General features: G+C 42.0%; 20 protein-coding genes and 2 other annotated features. All 20 genes read right to left on the bottom strand.

Features of this window, described 5'->3' with window-relative positions; translation table 11 throughout:
• Window positions 1-36: 36 nt before the first annotated feature.
• Window positions 37-3636 carry a DNA-directed RNA polymerase subunit beta' gene (gene rpoC, locus MHB69_RS00695; protein WP_081123878.1) on the bottom strand — a complete coding sequence of 1200 codons (3600 nt, stop codon included), beginning with the start codon at window positions 3634-3636 and terminating at the stop codon, window positions 37-39.
• Window positions 3637-3697: 61 nt separating this feature from the next.
• Complete coding sequence (gene rpoB, locus MHB69_RS00690) at window positions 3698-7279, bottom strand: DNA-directed RNA polymerase subunit beta (RefSeq protein WP_024425866.1); 3582 nt, start codon at window positions 7277-7279, stop codon at window positions 3698-3700.
• Between the two features lie 255 nt (window positions 7280-7534).
• Window positions 7535-8140, bottom strand: coding sequence for a class I SAM-dependent methyltransferase (locus MHB69_RS00685; protein WP_034283897.1), 606 nt, complete (start codon window positions 8138-8140; stop codon window positions 7535-7537).
• Between the two features lie 96 nt (window positions 8141-8236).
• The gene (gene rplL / locus MHB69_RS00680; RefSeq protein WP_008345418.1) at window positions 8237-8602 is read right to left on the bottom strand and encodes a 50S ribosomal protein L7/L12; all 366 of its coding nucleotides are present in this window, start codon (window positions 8600-8602) and stop codon (window positions 8237-8239) included.
• Between the two features lie 48 nt (window positions 8603-8650).
• Window positions 8651-9151 carry a 50S ribosomal protein L10 gene (rplJ, locus tag MHB69_RS00675; RefSeq protein WP_024425590.1) on the bottom strand — a complete coding sequence of 167 codons (501 nt, stop codon included), beginning with the start codon at window positions 9149-9151 and terminating at the stop codon, window positions 8651-8653.
• A gap of 69 nt (window positions 9152-9220) precedes the next feature.
• Window positions 9221-9361: a sequence feature (ribosomal protein L10 leader region), on the bottom strand.
• A 49-nt stretch (window positions 9362-9410) separates the two neighbouring features.
• Window positions 9411-10109: a 50S ribosomal protein L1 gene (rplA, locus tag MHB69_RS00670; protein ID WP_017359164.1), complete on the bottom strand. Its 699-nt coding sequence runs from the start codon at window positions 10107-10109 to the stop codon at window positions 9411-9413.
• A gap of 99 nt (window positions 10110-10208) precedes the next feature.
• Window positions 10209-10634 carry a 50S ribosomal protein L11 gene (gene rplK, locus MHB69_RS00665; protein WP_003216956.1) on the bottom strand — a complete coding sequence of 142 codons (426 nt, stop codon included), beginning with the start codon at window positions 10632-10634 and terminating at the stop codon, window positions 10209-10211.
• Window positions 10635-10805: 171 nt separating this feature from the next.
• On the bottom strand, window positions 10806-11339 hold the full coding sequence (gene nusG, locus MHB69_RS00660) for a transcription termination/antitermination protein NusG (protein ID WP_003217197.1): 534 nt from the start codon (window positions 11337-11339) through the stop codon (window positions 10806-10808).
• 171 nt (window positions 11340-11510) lie between these two features.
• Complete coding sequence (gene secE, locus MHB69_RS00655; RefSeq protein ID WP_008345422.1) at window positions 11511-11687, bottom strand: preprotein translocase subunit SecE; 177 nt, start codon at window positions 11685-11687, stop codon at window positions 11511-11513.
• Window positions 11688-11721: 34 nt separating this feature from the next.
• Window positions 11722-11871 carry a 50S ribosomal protein L33 gene (rpmG, locus tag MHB69_RS00650; protein WP_008356502.1) on the bottom strand — a complete coding sequence of 50 codons (150 nt, stop codon included), beginning with the start codon at window positions 11869-11871 and terminating at the stop codon, window positions 11722-11724.
• Between the two features lie 76 nt (window positions 11872-11947).
• On the bottom strand, window positions 11948-12604 hold the full coding sequence (gene sigH, locus MHB69_RS00645) for an RNA polymerase sporulation sigma factor SigH (protein ID WP_008345424.1): 657 nt from the start codon (window positions 12602-12604) through the stop codon (window positions 11948-11950).
• Window positions 12605-12667: 63 nt separating this feature from the next.
• Entirely contained in the window at window positions 12668-13180 is a 513-nt protein-coding gene (gene rae1 / locus MHB69_RS00640; protein ID WP_024425589.1) for a ribosome-dependent mRNA decay endonuclease Rae1/YacP, read from the bottom strand.
• 2 nt (window positions 13181-13182) lie between these two features.
• Window positions 13183-13932 (bottom strand): 23S rRNA (guanosine(2251)-2'-O)-methyltransferase RlmB, encoded by a 750-nt coding sequence (rlmB, locus tag MHB69_RS00635; protein ID WP_024425588.1) that lies wholly within the window; start codon window positions 13930-13932, stop codon window positions 13183-13185.
• On the bottom strand, window positions 13916-14347 hold the full coding sequence (locus MHB69_RS00630; RefSeq protein WP_024425587.1) for a Mini-ribonuclease 3: 432 nt from the start codon (window positions 14345-14347) through the stop codon (window positions 13916-13918). Before MHB69_RS00630 ends, rlmB begins: the two co-directional genes overlap by 17 nt.
• A gap of 3 nt (window positions 14348-14350) precedes the next feature.
• Complete coding sequence (gene cysS / locus MHB69_RS00625; protein ID WP_034283904.1) at window positions 14351-15751, bottom strand: cysteine--tRNA ligase; 1401 nt, start codon at window positions 15749-15751, stop codon at window positions 14351-14353.
• A complete protein-coding gene (cysE, locus tag MHB69_RS00620) occupies window positions 15748-16401 on the bottom strand; it encodes a serine O-acetyltransferase (protein ID WP_034283914.1) in 654 nt (217 codons plus the stop codon). The genes cysS and cysE overlap by 4 nt, the downstream gene beginning before the upstream one ends.
• Window positions 16402-16483: 82 nt before the next feature.
• Window positions 16484-16714: a binding site (T-box leader), on the bottom strand.
• On the bottom strand, window positions 16714-18165 hold the full coding sequence (gltX, locus tag MHB69_RS00615; RefSeq protein WP_046314367.1) for a glutamate--tRNA ligase: 1452 nt from the start codon (window positions 18163-18165) through the stop codon (window positions 16714-16716). (Overlaps the previous feature by 1 nt.)
• Window positions 18166-18259: 94 nt before the next feature.
• Window positions 18260-18736 carry a 2-C-methyl-D-erythritol 2,4-cyclodiphosphate synthase gene (gene ispF / locus MHB69_RS00610; RefSeq protein WP_003216928.1) on the bottom strand — a complete coding sequence of 159 codons (477 nt, stop codon included), beginning with the start codon at window positions 18734-18736 and terminating at the stop codon, window positions 18260-18262.
• A gap of 3 nt (window positions 18737-18739) precedes the next feature.
• The gene (gene ispD / locus MHB69_RS00605; RefSeq protein ID WP_034283907.1) at window positions 18740-19429 is read right to left on the bottom strand and encodes a 2-C-methyl-D-erythritol 4-phosphate cytidylyltransferase; all 690 of its coding nucleotides are present in this window, start codon (window positions 19427-19429) and stop codon (window positions 18740-18742) included.
• A 13-nt stretch (window positions 19430-19442) separates the two neighbouring features.
• Window positions 19443-20543: a PIN/TRAM domain-containing protein gene (locus MHB69_RS00600; RefSeq protein WP_024425582.1), complete on the bottom strand. Its 1101-nt coding sequence runs from the start codon at window positions 20541-20543 to the stop codon at window positions 19443-19445.
• Between the last annotated feature and the right edge of the window lie 74 nt (window positions 20544-20617).

Genomic DNA, 20617 nt, shown 5'->3' with positions numbered 1-20617 from the left:
TTTTTTGATGATTTTATAGGAATCTCACGAGAAAGATTACTCTACAGGAACCATGTCGTCAGACGGCTGCACTTGCGAAACCGGCTTAACTTTACGGTAGTTTGGCATTCCCGTTCCAGCAGGAACAAGTTTACCGATGATCACATTCTCTTTCAAGCCAAGCAGTTCATCACGTTTTCCTTTGATCGCCGCATCTGTTAGGACACGAGTCGTTTCTTGGAAGGATGCCGCAGACAAGAATGAGTCTGTTTCAAGTGAAGCTTTTGTAATACCAAGAAGAACTGGACGGCCTGTTGCAGGACGTTTGCCTTCGAATAGTACTTTTTTGTTCGCTTCAGTGAATTGATGTACATCAAGAAGTGTGCCTGGTAATACATCTGTATCCCCTGCATCAGCGACACGCACTTTACGAAGCATTTGGCGAACCATTACCTCTACGTGCTTATCTCCGATTTCTACCCCTTGCATACGGTATACTTTTTGTACTTCATGAAGCAGATATTCTTGAACAGCTGTCATGTCAGTCACTTTAAGAAGTTCTTTCGGATCGATTGAACCTTCTGTAAGTACTTGACCACGAGTGACTGCGTCACCTTCAACAACTTTCAGACGTGCATTGTAAGGAGCTGTGTATGAGCGAGTTTCAACTTCGCCTTGAACCACAATTTCCTGCTGCTTGTCACGAACATCGTTAATTTCAGCAACGACACCATCAATTTCAGAAATTGTCGCTTGCCCTTTCGGATTACGCGCTTCAAATAGCTCTTGGATACGAGGTAAACCTTGAGTGATATCGTCTCCTGCTACCCCACCGGTGTGGAACGTACGCATTGTAAGCTGTGTTCCTGGCTCACCGATTGATTGTGCAGCGATGATTCCAACCGCTTCACCGACTTCAACGTCAGTACCAGTTGCAAGGTTACGGCCGTAGCATCGTTTACATACACCATGAGGCGTGTTACATGTAAATGCTGAACGGATCCATACTTCCTCAATTCCTGCTTCAACTACTTCAAGTGCTTTATCTTCATCAATTAGTTCGTTTTCGGCTACAATGACTTCGCCTGTTTCAGGATGAACAATTGGTTTTCTCGCAAAACGTCCGATCAGACGTTCTTCAAGTTTCTCAATAATTTCATTTCCTTCTTTAATGGACTTCGCCAAGATTCCACGGTCTGTACCGCAATCTGTTTCACGGATGATAACATCCTGTGCAACGTCAACGAGACGACGCGTGAGGTAACCTGAGTCAGCTGTTTTAAGGGCTGTATCGGCAAGACCTTTACGCGCACCGTGAGTGGAAATAAAGTATTCCAATACGGTTAAACCTTCACGGAAACTAGATTTAATCGGAAGTTCGATGATACGTCCAGCCGGGTTGGCCATCAGACCACGCATACCAGCCAGCTGAGTGAAGTTAGACGCGTTACCACGCGCTCCAGAGTCACTCATCATGTAGATTGGGTTGACTTCATCAAGGGACTTCATCAGTTTACCTTGGATGACATCTTTAGAAGAACTCCAGATTGAAATAACTCTCTCATAACGCTCTTCTTCAGTAATCAAACCACGTCTGAATTGCTTCATGACGTTATCTACTTTTGCTTGTGCTTCTTCAAGGATCTTCTGCTTATCATCTAATACGACGATATCAGACACACCAACCGTAATACCGGCTTTAGTAGAGTATCTGAAACCAAGATTTTTCATGCGGTCAAGCATTTTAGATGTCTCAGTGATATGAAATCTCTTAAAGATTTCCGCAATGATTTTCCCTAAAATACCTTTTTTGAACGGCGCATTGATTTCTTGTTTCTCGATCGCAGCTTTTACATCCTCACCTTTTTCAAGGAAGAAACGATCAGGTGTTTTTTCTTCAATATTGCTCTTTGTCGGCTCATTCATGTATGGGAATGATTCCGGTAAGATTTCGTTAAAGATCAGTTTTCCAACTGTTGTAATCAACAATTTAGAACGCTGTTCATCAGTGAATGTCACATTCTTCAACGAGCTAGCTGCAACAGCTACACGTGTATGAAGATGCACATAACCATTTTGATAAGCTAGAAGGGCTTCGTCAGTATCTTTGAAGACCATACCTTCTCCGATAGCACCTTTGCGCTCAAGTGTAAGGTAGTAGTTACCAAGCACCATATCCTGAGATGGCGTAACAACTGGTTTTCCATCTTTCGGGTTCAAAATGTTTTGAGCAGCAAGCATTAAGATACGAGCTTCAGCTTGAGCTTCAGCAGATAATGGTACGTGAACCGCCATTTGGTCACCGTCAAAGTCAGCGTTGTAGGCTGTACATACAAGTGGATGAAGACGAATTGCGCGTCCTTCCACAAGTGTAGGTTCAAACGCTTGAATACCAAGTCTGTGAAGAGTCGGTGCACGGTTTAGTAAGACTGGATGCTCACGAATAACTGATTCTAATACATCCCATACTTCTGGCTGCACGCGCTCAATTTTACGCTTCGCACTCTTGATGTTGTGAGCTAATCCTTTTTCAACAAGCTCCTTCATCACGAATGGTTTGAATAATTCAAGAGCCATTTCTTTCGGAAGTCCACACTGATACATTTTCAAATGTGGTCCTACGACGATAACGGAACGTCCAGAATAGTCAACACGTTTACCAAGCAAGTTTTGACGGAAACGCCCTTGTTTCCCTTTCAGCATGTGAGAAAGAGATTTCAATGGTCGATTTCCTGGTCCTGTTACTGGTCGGCCTCTACGTCCATTATCAATCAAGGCATCGACAGCTTCTTGAAGCATACGCTTCTCGTTCTGAACGATGATGCTTGGTGCGCCAAGATCTAATAAACGCTTCAGACGATTGTTACGGTTGATGACACGACGATAAAGGTCGTTCAAGTCAGAAGTAGCAAAACGTCCACCATCAAGCTGAACCATTGGACGTAATTCTGGCGGAATAACCGGAAGTACATCAAGAATCATCCAAGATGGTTTGTTTCCTGAGTTACGGAAGGCTTCTAATACTTCAAGGCGTTTGATCGCACGTGTACGGCGCTGTCCTTGAGCAGTTTTCAGCTCTTCCTTCAGTGTATCTACTTCTTTTACAAGATCGATATCTTGAAGAAGTTTGTTGATTGCTTCTGCACCCATAGCTGCTTGGAATGTATTACCGTATTTATCTAAATAAGCACGGAATTCTTTCTCAGAAAGAAGTTGTTTCTTCTCAAGCGGTGTGTTGCCCGGATCTGTCACGACGTAAGAAGCGAAGTAGATCACTTCTTCTAACGCACGTGGTGACATATCAAGAACAAGACCCATACGGCTTGGGATACCTTTGAAATACCAAATGTGGGAAACTGGGGCAGCCAGTTCGATATGCCCCATTCTCTCACGACGGACTTTTGCCCGTGTTACTTCTACACCACAACGGTCACATACAACACCCTTATACCGAACGCGTTTATACTTCCCACAATGACATTCCCAGTCTTTTTGCGGTCCGAAGATACGTTCACAAAAGAGACCATCTTTTTCAGGTTTCAGTGTACGATAGTTAATCGTTTCAGGCTTTTTCACTTCACCAAAAGACCAAGAACGGATTTTATCAGGTGATGCGAGACCGATGTTCATATACTCAAAATTGTTCACATCTAGCAAGGGGCCTACCTCCCTTTTAATCTTCGGGTTATACCCTAGTCACTTGCTCTAATCGTTTCTGCTATTCTTTTGTGACTGCGTCACGTTCAAGATCGACAGGTGCGAGGTCTGCAGCATCTTCGTCATTAGATAACGCTAATCCGTCTGCTTTCTTCGTTTCCTCATCGTCTTCTAAATCTCTCATTTCTATCTCTTCTTCATCGCCGGATAGGATTTTCACATCCATACCTAAACTTTGAAGTTCTTTGATTAACACTTTGAATGATTCAGGGACACCTGGTTCAGGTACGTTATCCCCTTTGACGATGGCTTCGTATGTTTTCACACGACCCACAACGTCATCTGATTTAACTGTTAAGATCTCTTGAAGTGTATATGCTGCACCGTAAGCTTCAAGTGCCCATACTTCCATCTCTCCGAAACGCTGACCACCAAACTGTGCTTTACCGCCAAGTGGCTGCTGCGTAACAAGTGAGTATGGTCCAGTTGAACGAGCGTGAAGTTTATCGTCAACCATGTGAGCCAGTTTGATCATGTACATGATTCCGACAGATACACGGTTGTCGAATGGTTCACCAGTTCGACCGTCATAAAGGACTGTTTTCGCATCACGGGACATACCTGCTTCTTCAAGCGTTTCCCAAACATCTTCCTCGCGCGCACCATCAAATACTGGTGACGCAATGTGGATGCCAAGGTAACGTGCAGCCATACCCATATGAAGCTCAAGTACCTGACCGATGTTCATACGAGAAGGTACCCCTAGAGGGTTCAACATGATATCGATCGGTGTTCCGTCTGGAAGATAAGGCATATCTTCTTCTGGAAGGATTTTAGAGATAACCCCTTTGTTACCATGTCGTCCGGCCATTTTGTCACCTTCAGAAATCTTACGTTTCTGAACGATGTATACGCGGACTAATTGGTTTACACCTGGAGGTAATTCATCTCCATCTTCACGGTTGAAGACTTTTACATCGTGGATAATTCCGCCGCCGCCGTGTGGAACACGCAGTGACGTATCACGAACTTCACGAGCCTTTTCACCGAAGATTGCATGTAATAGACGTTCTTCAGCTGTTAGTTCAGTTACACCTTTAGGCGTTACTTTACCTACAAGAAGGTCTCCGTCTTTTACTTCTGCACCAATACGGATGATTCCGCGCTCGTCAAGGTTGCGTAAAGCATCTTCCCCAACGTTTGGAATATCACGAGTGATTTCTTCTGGTCCAAGCTTTGTATCACGAGCTTCTGATTCATATTCTTCAATATGAATAGACGTGTAGACGTCATCTTTTACAAGGCGCTCACTCATGATGATCGCATCCTCGTAGTTGTAACCGTCCCAAGTCATAAATCCGACCATAACGTTACGTCCTAGAGCCAATTCACCTTTTTCCATAGAAGGTCCGTCTGCAAGAATTTCTCCTTTAACGACTTCATCTCCAACACTTACGATAGGGCGCTGGTTGTAGCAAGTCCCTTGGTTAGAGCGGACAAATTTCAGCAGGCTGTATTTGTCTAGGTTTCCTTTGACTTGTTGTCCGTCAACGTCTTCATAACGGCGAACCCAAATATTTTTTGCTTCTACACGTTCTACAACACCTGGATAGCGGCAGATGACAGCAGCACCAGAGTCTTTACCTGATACGTACTCCATCCCTGTACCAACAATTGGTGATTCCGGCTGCATCAAAGGCACAGCCTGACGCTGCATGTTTGCTCCCATTAGAGCACGGTTAGAGTCATCGTTTTCTAAGAATGGGATACATGCTGTCGCTGCAGAAACAACCTGCTTTGGCGAAACGTCCATGTAGTCAACGCGGTTTCGAGGAACAACGGTGTTTTCCCCTCTGAAACGAGCAATGATATTATCATCGATAAACGAACCATCATCAGCTAACTGAGCGTTCGCTTGTGCTACTACGTAGTTATCCTCTTCATCAGCAGTTAAGTAATCGATTCTCGGTGTCACTTTACCAGTTTCAGGATCAACCCGGCGGTAAGGTGTTTCGATAAATCCGAAGCGATTCACTTTTGCAAATGAAGATAGAGAGTTGATCAAACCAATGTTTGGACCCTCTGGTGTTTCAATCGGACACATACGTCCATAGTGAGAGTAGTGAACGTCACGAACTTCCATTCCTGCACGCTCACGTGTCAAACCACCCGGTCCAAGCGCTGACAGACGACGTTTGTGCGTCAATTCAGCAAGCGGGTTTGTTTGATCCATGAACTGAGAAAGCTGAGAACTACCAAAGAACTCTTTGATAGAAGCGATCACAGGACGAATGTTGATCAGCTGCTGAGGTGTGATCGTGTTTGTGTCTTGAATCGACATTCTTTCACGAACAACACGCTCCATTCTGCTTAAACCAATACGGAATTGGTTTTGCAGAAGTTCACCTACAGAACGTAGACGACGGTTACCAAGGTGGTCGATATCATCTGTGTCACCTACACCATGAAGAAGGTTGAAGAAGTAACTGATTGATGCAATGATGTCAGAAGGCGTGATGTTTTTCACAGCTTCCTCTACATATGCATTTCCAATCACGTTGATCACTTGCTCGCCTTCTTGATCAGTCGGTGCATAAATCTTAATAGATTGAAGTTCTACTTCATCTTCTACTACGCCACCATTAGGATAAAGCTTTCTAAATCCGATGCCGTTTTCTAAGTATGGAAGAACTTTATCAAGAACTCTTCTGTCTAAAATTTGACCTTTTTCTGCTAGAATTTCACCTGTTTCAGGGTCAACTAACGTTTCAGCCAATTTTTGATTGAACAGTCTATTTTTAATATGAAGCTTCTTATTAATCTTGTAGCGTCCAACATTTGCTAGGTCATATCTCTTCGGATCGAAGAAGCGAGAGTCTAGCAAGCTTTTCGCATTTTCAACAGTTGGCGGCTCTCCAGGACGGAGGCGCTCGTAGATTTCGAGAAGTGCTTTATCTGCATTCTCTGTATTGTCTTTTTCCAGCGTGTTGCGTAAGTATTCATTCTCGCCAATGAGGTCAAGAATCTCTTGATCAGAGCTGAAGCCGAGAGCACGCAAAAGAACCGTAACCGGCAACTTACGTGTGCGATCGATGCGTACATAGACTACATCCTTCGCATCAGTTTCGTATTCTAACCATGCGCCACGGTTTGGAATGACAGTCGCAGTAAAACCTTTTTTACCGTTTTTGTCTACTTTACCACTGAAATATACACTTGGAGAACGCACTAACTGAGAAACGATTACACGTTCCGCACCATTAATGATAAAAGTACCTGTGTCTGTCATGATTGGGAAATCACCCATAAACACATCTTGGTCTTTTACTTCTCCAGTTTCTTTGTTAATTAAACGAACTTTTACTCTTAGTGGAGCAGAGTAAGTTACATCACGTTCTTTTGATTCTGCTACAGGATACTTAGGATCCCCTAGGCTGTAATCAATGAATTCAAGAGAAAGGTTACCAGTAAAATCCTCAATTGGGGATATATCTTGAAACATCTCTCTAAGACCCTCATCAAGAAACCACTGATAAGAAGAGGTTTGAATTTCAATGAGATTTGGTAATTCTAACACTTCGCTTATGCGTGCGTAGCTTCTGCGCTGGCGGTGTCGTCCATACTGAACTAGTTGACCTGTCAACTGATTCACCCCTCAAATCATGCGTATTATATGTGTAAAAAGTATTTCTGTCTTTCAAATGTCAGTAAAGAAATACTTTTACAAGACAAAAGAAAAAAGGGTTTCTAAAATAAGAAAACCACATCCAAAAACAAATACCGATTTTATTAGTTTTCCCAAGTATGCATAATTTATACAAAATAGTTGTTTTTTAAGCCTATCAAGCAAAATATACACATTGGCATTTTATAATGTTAACACAGCTAGGAAACTGCGTCAAACTTTTTTAGCTTTGATGATATAGTAGCCCTTTTTTTTCAGCACAACCTCGACTTCTTCAAAGAGCTGCTCTAATTTTTCAATCGCAGATGGTCCACCTTGCTTTTTCTGAATAACCACCCACAACTCACCTTCCGGCAATAAATGATCAGCACTTTTTTCAAAGATCGCATGTACAACTTTCTTCCCTGCCCGTATTGGGGGATTGGTCAGTATAGAGGCAAAAGCAGCTGAGGAATGAACATTCGAGAACAAATCACTTTGATAGATGCGGACATTATCAATGCGATTATGTTTAGCGTTTTCCTTTGAAAGTTCGACTGCTCTTTCGTTCACATCAATCATATGAATGGTACGGCTAGTCATTTCGTTTGCTAACGATAAGCCAATCGGTCCATAACCGCAACCGACATCTAAGACATCACCATCCAAATCAGGTTCTTCGAAAGCTTCAATTAAAAGCCTTGAACCAAAGTCGACTTCTTTCTTAGAAAACACTCCACTGTCACTTGTAAAAGTAAAGGTACGGTTTCTCAAGGTGAAGTCCCATGTCTGTTTATTGCTTTTCACTGATGGCTTTTCCGTATAATAGTGGTCACTCATGGTGAATGGACCTCCTCTGGATTCAATCGTTTCAGGAGATTAGAAAAGAAAAAGCCCGCCAGTAAAAGCGAGCTTTCCCAAAAGATTAGGCGAAGATTACTTAACTTCTACAGAAGCGCCAACTTCTTCAAGCTTAGCTTTAAGTTCTTCAGCTTCTTCTTTAGCAATACCTTCTTTAAGTGGTTTTGGAGTGTTGTCAACAAGTTCTTTAGCTTCTTTCAAGCCAAGACCAGTGATTTCACGAACCACTTTGATAACTTTGATTTTTTGGTCTCCAGCACCAGCAAGTACTAGATCAAAATCAGTTTTTTCTTCAGCAGCAGCACCGCCACCAGCAGCTACAGCTACAGGAGCAGCAGCAGTTACGCCAAATTCTTCTTCGATTGCTTTTACTAAGTCGTTTAACTCAAGTACAGTTGCTTCTTTAACTGAAGCAATGATTTCTTCGATATTTAAAGCCATTTGTAATTCCTCCATTTTAAGTTTTTTTACGTAAACGTAAAGTACGCATTAAGCGCCTTGTTCTTCTTTTTGATCTGCAACTGCTTTAGTAGCAAGAGCAAGATTACGAACTGGAGCTTGAAGAACGCTAAGCAACATAGAAAGTAAGCCTTCGCGAGACGGAAGTTCCGCAAGAGCCTTCACTTCTTCTACAGTCGCTACGTTTCCTTCGATGACACCAGCTTTGATTTCTAAAGCTTCGTGGCTTTTCGCAAATTCGTTGATGATTTTCGCAGGTGCGATAACATCTTCGTTACTGAATGCGATAGCGTTTGGACCTGTTAAGAAATCGTTTAAACCCGTTAGTTCAACTTGTTCAACTGCACGGCGAGTCAAAGTGTTTTTGTAAACTTTGAATTCTACGCCAGCTTCACGAAGCTGTTTACGAAGTTCAGTCACTTCAGAAACAGAAAGACCGCGGTAATCTACAATGACAGTAGACATACTATCTTTAAATTTAGAAGTAATTTCATCAACGACAACTTTTTTAGTATCGATTGCATTGCTCATGGTTACACCTCCTGTACATTCTTTGTGTAACACTTATACCGATCAGGCCATCACGTTCCTAACGAACGGTTCTCCATATAAAAAGCCTCCATTAAGACATGGAGGCTGTATATACAAGCATACGTTAACGTAAGACTGTGACATATACACCTCGGCGGGTTATTTAAGCCATAAGGCCCCTGCTGTCTACGGTATAAATGGACATTATTCTATTTTACAACATTTTGATATTATCAAAATGGTTGTCATAAGTCAAGAATTATTTTGCAGAGAAAGAAGATGGATCCACTTTCACGCCAGGGCCCATAGTAGATGTAACAGAAACGTTTTTCACGTATACACCTTTAGCCGCTGCAGGTTTTGCTTTAAGGATTGTGTCATAGATTGTTGCAAAGTTCTCAACAAGCTTTTCGTCCTCGAAAGAAACCTTTCCGATTGGCGCGTGGATGTTACCAGCTTTATCAACGCGGTATTCTACTTTACCAGCTTTGATTTCATTGATTGCTTTTTCAACTTCGAACGTTACAGTTCCTGTTTTAGGGTTTGGCATAAGACCTTTTGGTCCAAGTACACGACCGATCTTACCAACTTCACCCATCATGTCAGGTGTCGCAACGATTACATCGAATTCGAACCAGCCTTGTTGGATTTTAGTGATGTAATCAGAATCTCCAACGTAGTCTGCTCCAGCAGCTTCTGCTTCTTTTGCTTTTTCGCCTTTAGCGAACACAAGAACGCGTTGAGTTTTACCAGTTCCGTTAGGAAGTACAACTGCACCGCGGATTTGTTGATCGTTTTTACGAGGGTCTACGCCCAAACGAAAAGCAACTTCTACAGTCGCATCAAATTTAGCTGTATTTGCTTTTTTTGTAAGAGAAACAGCTTCAGCTACATCATACGCTTTAGTACGATCGATCAGCTTAGCAGCTTCTACATACTTTTTACCTTTTTTAGCCATTATAAAAATCCTCCTTATGTGGTTTTAGCGGAATAACCTCCCACGAATAAGGGTTGCGAACTTGTCAAAACCAAACTCGCAACCCAACAAGACAAAAAATTAATCTTCGATGACAATACCCATACTGCGTGCAGTACCTTCAACCATGCGCATAGCTGATTCAACGCTAGCAGCGTTTAAGTCAGGCATTTTTGTTTCCGCGATTTCGCGTACTTTATCACGCTTAACAGTTGCCACTTTATTACGGTTAGGTTCACCAGAACCAGACTCAATACCAGCTGCTTTTTTAAGTAAAACTGCAGCAGGTGGAGTTTTAGTAATAAATGTAAATGAACGGTCTTCAAAAACCGAAATTTCAACAGGAATGATAAGACCAGCTTGGTCAGCTGTACGAGCGTTAAACTCCTTACAGAATCCCATGATATTAACACCGGCTTGACCTAGTGCAGGTCCAACTGGTGGAGCTGGGTTAGCTTTTCCAGCAGGAATTTGCAATTTAACAACTTTAACTACTTTTTTAGCCACGAGACACACCTCCTTAAAGTCCGTGATGTGGTAATAGGGGAATCCCCCTCCCACTCAACAACTTCATTCTTTATATGAATGACGAAATAACTAGCTAGCGATCTTGAGTGAACTCAAGACGTACCTTTGCTATATTACCACTTCTATACACTCATTTCAAGCTCTTTTAAATTACAATTTATCGATCTGCGTGAACTCAAGTTCAACAGGTGTTTCTCTACCAAACATATTAACGAATACTTTGACTTTGCTTTTATCGTAGTCAATTTCCTCAATAGAGCCAGTGAAGTTAGCAAATGGTCCATCGATGACCTTAACTGTTTCTTTCAGTTCAAAGTCGATTTCTGTTTTGCGTTCTTCAAGACCCATTCTCTTCAGAATGGTTTCAGCTTCGCCTGGCAGCAGCGCAGTCGGCTTTGAGCCTGATCCAGCTGATCCAACGAATCCAGTGACACCTGGTGTATTACGAACGACATACCAAGAGTCGTCAGTCATCACGATTTCCACTAGGACATAGCCAGGGAATACTTTCTTTTTGACGACTTTTTTCTTACCATTTTTAATATCCGTTTCTTCTTCTTCTGGTACGACGACGCGGAAGATTTTATCCTGCATGCCCATTGATTCAACACGCTTTTCCAAATTCGCTTTTACTTTGTTTTCATAGCCAGAGTACGTATGCACAACATACCAATTCTTTTCCATTTTCGTTCAGGACTATTTAGTCCTTCCCTCCCCACATTTCATAATGTCTATTTGACGAATCTCGAGTAACGGTAAATATTTTCAAGCAATTGAAAAAACCCGTAAAACGGGTTTTTTGGCAAGTCATATTATGATCTATTATAGCACGTTCAGCAGACCATTATTCAAGTATTAATGAATTAATTCGATTAATTGTGAGATTCCTATATCAAGAAAAGAGAAAAAGATGGCAAAGAATACGACTGTTAAAATAACAGTGATTGTGTAGCGGACCATTTCGTTCTTCTTTGGCCAGCTGACCTTTTTCATTTCTTTTCCGACACTTTTTAAGAAACTGATAATACGCATGTAAAAGACCTCCACAGATTAAAGAACGCAAATCTTACTTCGTTTCTAAATGTGTTTTATGTGAATTACAAGTCTTGCAATATTTCTTAACTTCTAATCTTTCAGCTGCTGAAGCAACACTTTTCATTGTCGTATAATTGCGGCTTCCGCAGTCTTTACAGGCTAGAGTAATCTTTTTCCTCATATTTACACCTATTTTCTCGACATCATTTCATTAGTACCTTATCACAGTGTCGAAAAAGCTGTCAATATAGGTTTGATTAGAGACTAATCTCGCGAAGCTCTAAATATTTCTCTAATTTTCTCTTTACTCTTTGGAGTGCGTTATCAATTGATTTCACATGACGATTTAAATCTTCAGAAATCTCTTGATAGGATCTGCCATCAAGATAAAGCACAAGTACCTTTCTTTCCAGCTCGCTTAGCAGTTCACCCATCTTCATTTCGATATCATCAAATTCTTCTTTGCTAATAATTAAGTCTTCTGGGTTAAGCGCTTTAGCACCGGAAATGACATCCAATAATGTTCTGTCCGATTCTTCATCGTAGATCGGCTTGTCTAATGATACATAAGAATTTAACGGGATATGTTTTTGGCGAGTAGCTGTTTTAATTGCGGTGATAATTTGGCGGGTAATACATAATTCTGCAAAAGCCTTAAATGAAGTAAGCTTGTCCTCTCTGAAATCGCGGATAGACTTATAAAGTCCGATCATTCCCTCTTGGACAATGTCCTCTCGATCCGCTCCTATCAAGAAATAAGATCTTGCTTTCGCACGTACAAAATTGCGGTATTTCGTTATTAAATAATCTAGCGCATCACTATCTCCGACATGAACCCTTTCAATGACTTGTTCATCTTCCAACTGGCAAAATTGCTCTCTGATGGACTTACCCTTGCTGTTGTTTAGATTCACTTCGATCCCCCCGACCGCACCTAGATAGAAATATTATACATTAATGGTTGAAATATCGTCAAGCTATTCCAGATTCCCGCGCCGCCATTTTTCAAACGTTTTCAATACATCTTCTGACAATTCAATCTTAGATGCTGGTTTATCAGAAGTAATCTTTTTGACCCTCGTTTCAATCTTTCGTTCTATCACTTCAATCTCTCTTAAAAGCTCACGAGCCGACTTCCGAAGAGCTCCTTGTCCAAAAATAGCCCATTGTTCCGTAAAATCTGAGGTTGCCACATGAATTTGCGTTCGTATATTATTCAAATCCTGCGCCAGCTTTTCAATCCGCTCATCCGCCGTTTCATTCTCTCTCGTAAAGATGACCTCTACTCGGTGGTTGGTCCGCTTTTTTTCAATTCCTTTGACCATATGGGCATCGAATACGACAATGACTCGATACCCTGTGTATGCTTGATATTCTGCTAAATGTTGAATCAGCACGTCTCTGGCTTCTTCAAAGCTGTTTTCCTTTAAGTGCTGCAGCTGAGGCCATGCACCTATCATGTTGTATCCATCGACTAAGAGGATATCCATCTCTATTCTCCTAACGGATAACGTTTTCGATACACTTCATACATCAATAGACCAGCGGCAACTGATGCGTTTAACGAAGTAACCTTCCCGGCCATAGGCAGTTTAATCAAAAAATCACACTTTTCCTTAATCAATCGGCCAATTCCTTTTCCCTCGCTGCCAATCACAAGAGCCAGCGGCATCGTGCCATCAAATTGTCTGTAATCCTGTTTAGCAGACGCATCTGTTCCCGCAACCCAGATTCCTCTTTCTTTCATTTCATCAAGGGCTCTTGAAAGATTGGTCACTTTTGCCACAGGAATATGCTCAATTGCTCCAGTGGATGCCTTAGCAACTGTTGTTGTTAGACCGACCGCTCTCCTTTTCGGAATGACAATCCCATGTGCACCTACAGCATCTGCTGTACGCATAATAGATCCTAAATTATGCGGGTCTTCAATTTCATCTAAAATCAGAAAGAAAGGCTGCTCATTCCGCTTTTCAGCGATTTGATACAGATCGTCCAATTCTGCATATTCATATGCTGCTACTTGTGCAACGATTCCCTGGTGCTGACCTGTAACCATTTGATCAAGCTTTTTCCTCGGAACATACTGAATGGTGATATTTTGCTTTTTAGCGAGTTCAATGACCTGCTGGGCTTGTCCTTTTACAGTGTTTTCTGCCATCCAGAGCTTGTATAACTCCCGATCTGACTTCAGTGTCTCAATCACTGCATTTTTCCCAATGACATAATCATGTTGCTGACTCATTTGTCTTCCTCCCTGACGTTCCGATTTCAATCGCCTGACCAATCAGCTCTTCTAAGCGTTCGTCCTGCTTTTCGATAAATAAATAACCCATGAGCGCTTCAAACGCTGTACTATAACGATACGTTTGAACGTCTGTGTTTTTAGGCACTGTGCCTGATTTTGCATTTCTTCCTCTTTTCAGCACCGCTTCTTCTGCTTCAGTGAAAAAGCCTTGCTGCTGAAGCGTAAATAAAATAGCAGCCTGTGATTTAGCTGAAACAATTTTGCTTGCTCGTTTGTGCAGCTCATTTGGTTTTGTCGCCCCCGTTTGGAGGAGGTGATGCCTCACATATACTTCAAAAATGGCATCACCCATATAAGCCAGCGCAAGTCCGTTCAGCTGTTTACCGTCTTTCAGCTTTTCAAAATTCAACATTGCCTATTCTCCTCTTTTCCAGCGAGTACCTTGAGGAGTGTCCTCCAACACAATATTCATGTTCTTTAATTGATCACGAATTTGATCAGATAGGGCAAAGTCACGATTTCTTCTAGCTTCATTGCGTTTTTCAATTAACGCTTCTACCTCTTCGTCAAGCGTGTGCTTTTCTTCTAATGAGAAGCCGAGAACAGACGTAATTTCTTGGAACAAGCCGATAAATGCCTTGATCACTTCCTCCGAAGTATGATCATTTTCCATATAATAATTCGCCTGTTTCGCTAATTCGAATAAAACAGAGATCGCATTTGCCGTATTGAAGTCATCATTCATTTCGGAAATAAATGTTGCACGCTGCTCTTCAATTTTTGCCAGCCATTCAGCATTGTCTTCCGTGATATTTGTGCTGCTCTCTAGACGGTGATGTAAATTCGCATACGATGTTTTGAGTCGGTTAAACGCACTCTTTGTACTTTCTAATAAATCCATTGAGTAATTAATTGGGTGGCGATAGTGCACCGACAACATAAAGAAGCGAAGCACATCAGGATCTTGTTCTTTCACAATGTCATGCACCAGCACAAAGTTGCCAAGTGATTTTGACATTTTTTCATTATCGATATTAATATACCCGTTATGCATCCAATACTTCGCAAAAGGCTTCCCTGTCAAAGCCTCAGATTGGGCAATTTCATTCTCATGGTGAGGGAATGTTAAATCCTGTCCGCCAGCATGAATATCGATCGTATCACCTAAATATTTTTTGACCATTGCCGAGCATTCAATGTGCCAGCCTGGGCGTCCTTCGCCCCACGGGCTATCCCAAGAGATTTCCTGATCCTTTGCAGCCTTCCAAAGAGCAAAGTCCAGTGCATCTCGTTTCTTTTCACCTACTCGAATACGGGCACCTGTCTTCAGTTCATCAATTGATTGGTGAGAAAGCTTTCCATAACCTTCAAATGAGCGTGTGCTGTAATACACGTCGCCATCTGCTTCATAGGCGTAGCCTTTTTCAATCAATGTGGCAATAAACGCAATGATATCATCCATGTTTTCCGTCACTCGCGGGTGAAGGTCTGCTTTTTTGCAGCCGAGTGCACTGACGTCTTCGAAGTAGGCCTGGATAAACCGGTCAGCAATTGTCGGCACATCTTCTCCGAGTTCGTTGGCTGCTTTGATGAGTTTATCATCCACATCTGTAAAGTTTGATACAAAGTTCACATCGTAACCGCTGTATTCTAAATACTTACGTACAGTGTCATAAACAATAGCAGGTCTAGCATTCCCGATATGAATGTAGTTATAAACGGTTGGTCCGCACACATACATCTTGACCTTTCCTGGCTCAAGCGGGACAAATTCTTCCTTCTTACGTGTCAATGTATTATAAATATTGATTGTCATGATTGTTCTTCCTTTCTGCTCAATGAAGCCAGCTCACCTTTTAGCTTTTCCATTTCTCGTTCCAATTCTTTGAAACGATCGGAAATTGGATCTGGCAAATCTTGATGATTGAGATCACGATTGATTTTCTTTCCATTTTGAACGACGACTCGCCCAGGTATACCGACAACGGTGGAATGGTCGGGTACGTCCTTTAACACGACTGACCCTGCTCCAATCTTGGCTCCTTTTCCAACTGTAATGGAACCTAGCACCTTGGCACCTGTCGCAATGAGGGCATCGTCTAAAATGGTCGGATGCCGCTTTCCCTTTTCTTTCCCTGTTCCCCCTAATGTCACGCCTTGGAAAACAGTGACGTTGTCTCCAATTTCACATGTTTCCCCGATCACGACGCCCATGCCGTGATCAATGAAGAACCGCCTGCCAATGGTTGCCGCCGGATGAATTTCCACCCCTGTGAAAAAGCGGCTGACCTGAGAAATGATCCGCGCAATAAAATACAGCTTCCGCTTATAAAATGCGTGCGCAATACGGTGAGCCCAAATCGCATGAAGCCCTGAATAGGTTAGCACTACTTCAATATAGCTTCTAGCAGCAGGATCTTGATCAAACACAGTATCAATATCTTCTTTCAGCATTTTGAAAAACACATGCTCCCCCCGTTCTTCCCCATGAATCTCTCTTAGGACTTGCTCTCTTTTTTTGGACAAATAAAAAACGCCTCTGCCAAATGACAGAGACGTTTTGAAAACGCGGTTCCACTCTGTTTAGAAAGCCACTTATCTTGAAGCCTTCTCAACTTAATCCCATAACGGAGGGTACCGCCCTTGCATACTAACGTACGTGTTCCTCAAGGGTCTTGAGGGTGCATTTCCAATGTCTGCCCATAAGTCTCTTTCAGCCGGTGGAGACTCTTTCTGTGATGGACGAGTACATTGTACTTCTCCCTCGCAACGATTTCTTTATATTTGTTTAATGCGGTTTAATACCGTTTCTTTACCTAGTAATTCAATACTTTGCGGAAGTTCTGGGCCATGCGTTTGTCCTGTGACAGCCACACGAATCGGCATGAATAGTTTCTTGCCTTTATGCCCTGTTTCTTTTTGTACCGCTTTAATGGCAGCCTTGATTTCATCAGGTGTGAAAGACTCAAGCTGTTCAAGCTGACCTGCAAAAGATGCCATCACTTCTGGTACTTGCTCCTCTGCTAGAACTTCCTTTGCCTCTTGATTATACTCAATTTGCTCCTTAAAGAACAACTCTGTCAACTCAACAATTTCTGCTCCGTAGCTTAATTGTTCGTGATACAGAGAAATAAGCTTGCGTACCCACGTGTTTTCTTCTTCAGTCAGCTGCTCACTTACCTTGCCTGCCTTTTGAAGATGTGGAAGTGTTAGTGCCACAACCTGATCAAGATCAAGAGCTTTCACGTATTGGTTGTTCACCCATTTTAGTTTATGCATATCGAATAGAGCTGGTGACTTAGAAAGTCGGTTCACATCAAAAATGTCGATGAATTGCTCTTTTGTAAACAGTTCTTCTTCGCCTACTGGAGACCATCCAAGTAATGCAATGAAGTTAAACAGGGCTTCAGGTAAATAGCCTAAATTCTTATATTGCTCGATGAATTGAATAATCGATTCATCACGTTTACTTAATTTCTTGCGGTTCTCGTTCACAATCAGCGTCATATGTCCGAATAGCGGAACATCCCAGCCAAATGCATGAAAAATCATGATTTGTTTAGGGGTATTTGAAATATGATCCTCTCCGCGAAGAACGTGAGTCATTTTCATCAAATGATCATCCACGGCAACTGCAAAGTTATAAGTTGGCGTGCCATCTTTCTTCACAATAACAAAGTCACCAATGCCGTCTGTTTCAAATGAAATATCACCTTTGACCATGTCGTCAAATTTGATGATTTCTCCTTTTGGTACTCGGAAGCGGATGCTTGGCTCTCTTCCTTCAGCAATCAGCTTGTCCTCTTCTTCTTTTGATAAATGACTGCATTTACCAGAATATCGAGGCATTTCGCTGCGGGCGATCTGTGCTTCACGCTCTGCCTCTAGCTCTTCTGCCGTACAATAGCACTTATACGCCAAGTCCTTCTCTAGCAGCTCATCATAATATTTTTTATAAATATCATTACGCTCTGATTGTCTGTAAGGACCGTAGCCGCCATCTTTATCAATGCTCTCATCCCAATCAATACCGAGCCATTGCAGGTGGCGAAGCTGGCTTTCCTCCCCGCCCTCTACATTACGCTTTTGATCCGTATCCTCGATTCGAATAATAAATTTGCCGCCTTGGCTGCGTGCGAACAAATAGTTGAAAAGAGCCGTTCTAGCATTCCCAATATGTAAATGACCAGTTGGACTCGGTGCATAACGAACACGCACTTCATTTCCCATGAGTTTAACTTCCTTTCATCTGCATCATGTTGTCTGACACCAATTTTTTATAAACGTATTTTATCATCAAAACCCATTCTCATCAAAATGGATTTTACTTTTTCTGAAGAAGCACTGTTGCCTGAGAGGCAATTCCTTCGCCTCTTCCTGTAAATCCAAGTTTCTCTGTCGTTGTTGCTTTGACATTCACCTGTGTGACATCTGCCTCAAGCGCTTCTGCAATTTTCTCACACATTGGTTGAATGTAAGGTGCCATTTTTGGCTTTTGCGCCATGATGGTGCAGTCAATATTCACAAGTGTGTAGCCCTTTTCTTTCACAAGTGCCCACACATGCTGCAATAATTTAAAAGAATCTGCATCCTTAAACTCAGGGTCAGTGTCCGGGAAATGTCTGCCGATATCTCCTTCTGCAATCGCACCCAGGCAGGCATCTGCCACTGTGTGAAGCAGTACGTCAGCGTCTGAATGACCTAGCAGTCCCTTTTCATAAGGGATGGTGACCCCGCCAATAATCAGAGGTCTCCCCTCTGTTAATTGATGTACATCAAAACCTTGTCCTATTCTCAACATGATCTAGTACCCTCTTTCCGCATCCATAATTGCCTTGGCAACCAATAAATCATCCGGTGTTGTCAGCTTAATATTGGTATAGTCTCCTTGGACAATATACACATTCTCGCCATGTAATTGTTCAACAAGACTGGCGTCGTCTGTTCCAAAGAAGCCTGTCCGCTCCGCATATTCATGCGCCTCTTTTAAAATAGAATGACGAAAAGCTTGTGGGGTCTGGACTGCCCACAAGCTCTGACGTTCAATGGTTTGTTCCACTTTGCCTTCTTGAACGCGTTTGATTGTGTCTTTCACTGGTACCGCTACAACTGCGGAGCCTTTTTCAATCGCTGCTTTAACGAGCAAGTCAATCTGTGTATGCTTAATAAAAGGCCTTGCTCCATCATGAACAAGCACGATGTCCGCATCTTTCACAGCCTTTAATCCTTCGTATACACTTTGCTGACGTTCTTCACCGCCAGTGACAAGTGAAACAGGCGTTTGAAAAGCGTGTACCTTGAGTAGCCTTTCAAAGTCTTGACGCTCCTCTTCATTGATCGCTAGGATCATGCGTTTGCATTGCGCATGAGCGTCAAACACCTTTAGTGTATGAATGATGACCGGCATTCTTTTCAGCTCAATAAAAAGCTTATTACGGCCGGCCTTCATTCGTTTCCCCTGCCCCGCAGCCGGAATAACTACTTCATAATACATGTTCGTTCTCCCTTTAGAGCGCCTTCTCCAGAAGTTTTGGCTTCGCAAAAATCATTCTTCCAGCAGCAGTCTGCAGCACACTTGTGACGAGCACGTCAATGTCTTTTCCAATGTAATTGCGTCCTTCTTCGACCACAATCATCGTACCGTCATCTAAGTAAGCAACACCTTGGTTATGCTCTTTTCCATCTTTGATGACCTGTACCTTCATTTCTTCCCCAGGCAGTACAACCGGTTTAACGGCATTGGCTAGATCATTGATGTTTAACACTGCTACTTTTTGAAGTTCGCATACTTTATTTAAATTAAAATCATTGGTCACAACAACACCTGAAGTTAATTTAGCGAGCTTCACAAGCTTGCTATCAACCTCTTGAATGTCTTCGAAGTCACCTTCGTAAATTTCAACTTTGATATCCAATTCTTTTTGAATACGATTTAAAATATCTAGACCTCTTCGGCCTCTATTTCTCTTTAATACATCTGAAGAGTCTGCAATATGCTGTAATTCCTCGAGTACAAATTGAGGAATGACCATGACGCCTTCTAAGAATCCAGTTTGACAAATATCTGCGATTCTTCCATCAATGATAACACTTGTGTCTAAAATTTTCAGCTTTTTATCTTCTATTTCAGGTTCATCATCAGCTGCTCCCTTTTTCTTTGTGACCTTTGCAGATCGGGAGAACAGCCCTATCATTTCATCCTTCTTCTTAAATCCTACCTGAAATCCAAGGTATCCTAAAAAGAAAGCCAGGAAAATCGGAATAATGGTACCAAAAATATGATATGGGATATTGTTTAGCGGGATCACGTTTACAATAAGATATGCTAGAATAAGTCCAAATACTAATCCGAAACTTCCAGATATAAGATCAGGAAGAGGCGCCTTCAATAGAGAATCCTCGATCCATTTCACCCAATTTACCACATAACCTGTGCACCATTTACCAATGATGAAGAACACAACGGCTCCTATTAGTGCTGATGAGTAAGCATTTGTTATGAAAGGTATGTCCTTTACATTTAAAAGCAGAAATAACTCTGGAATGATAAAAATCCCTACAACTGCACCCAAAATGATAAAAAACGCCTGAACGATTCTTTTTAACATACCTTCACCTCCTTTATTTTTCATCTGTCAATCCACCTTCATCTGACATTAATATATGTTTAAGTTTCCTATCA

The organism is Bacillus sp. FSL K6-0994, from assembly GCF_038630815.1.
Taxonomy (GTDB): Bacteria; Bacillota; Bacilli; order Bacillales; family Bacillaceae; genus Bacillus; species Bacillus safensis.
Note: the sequence above shows the minus strand (reverse complement) of the source record. Positions and strands in the feature narration are given on the sequence as shown.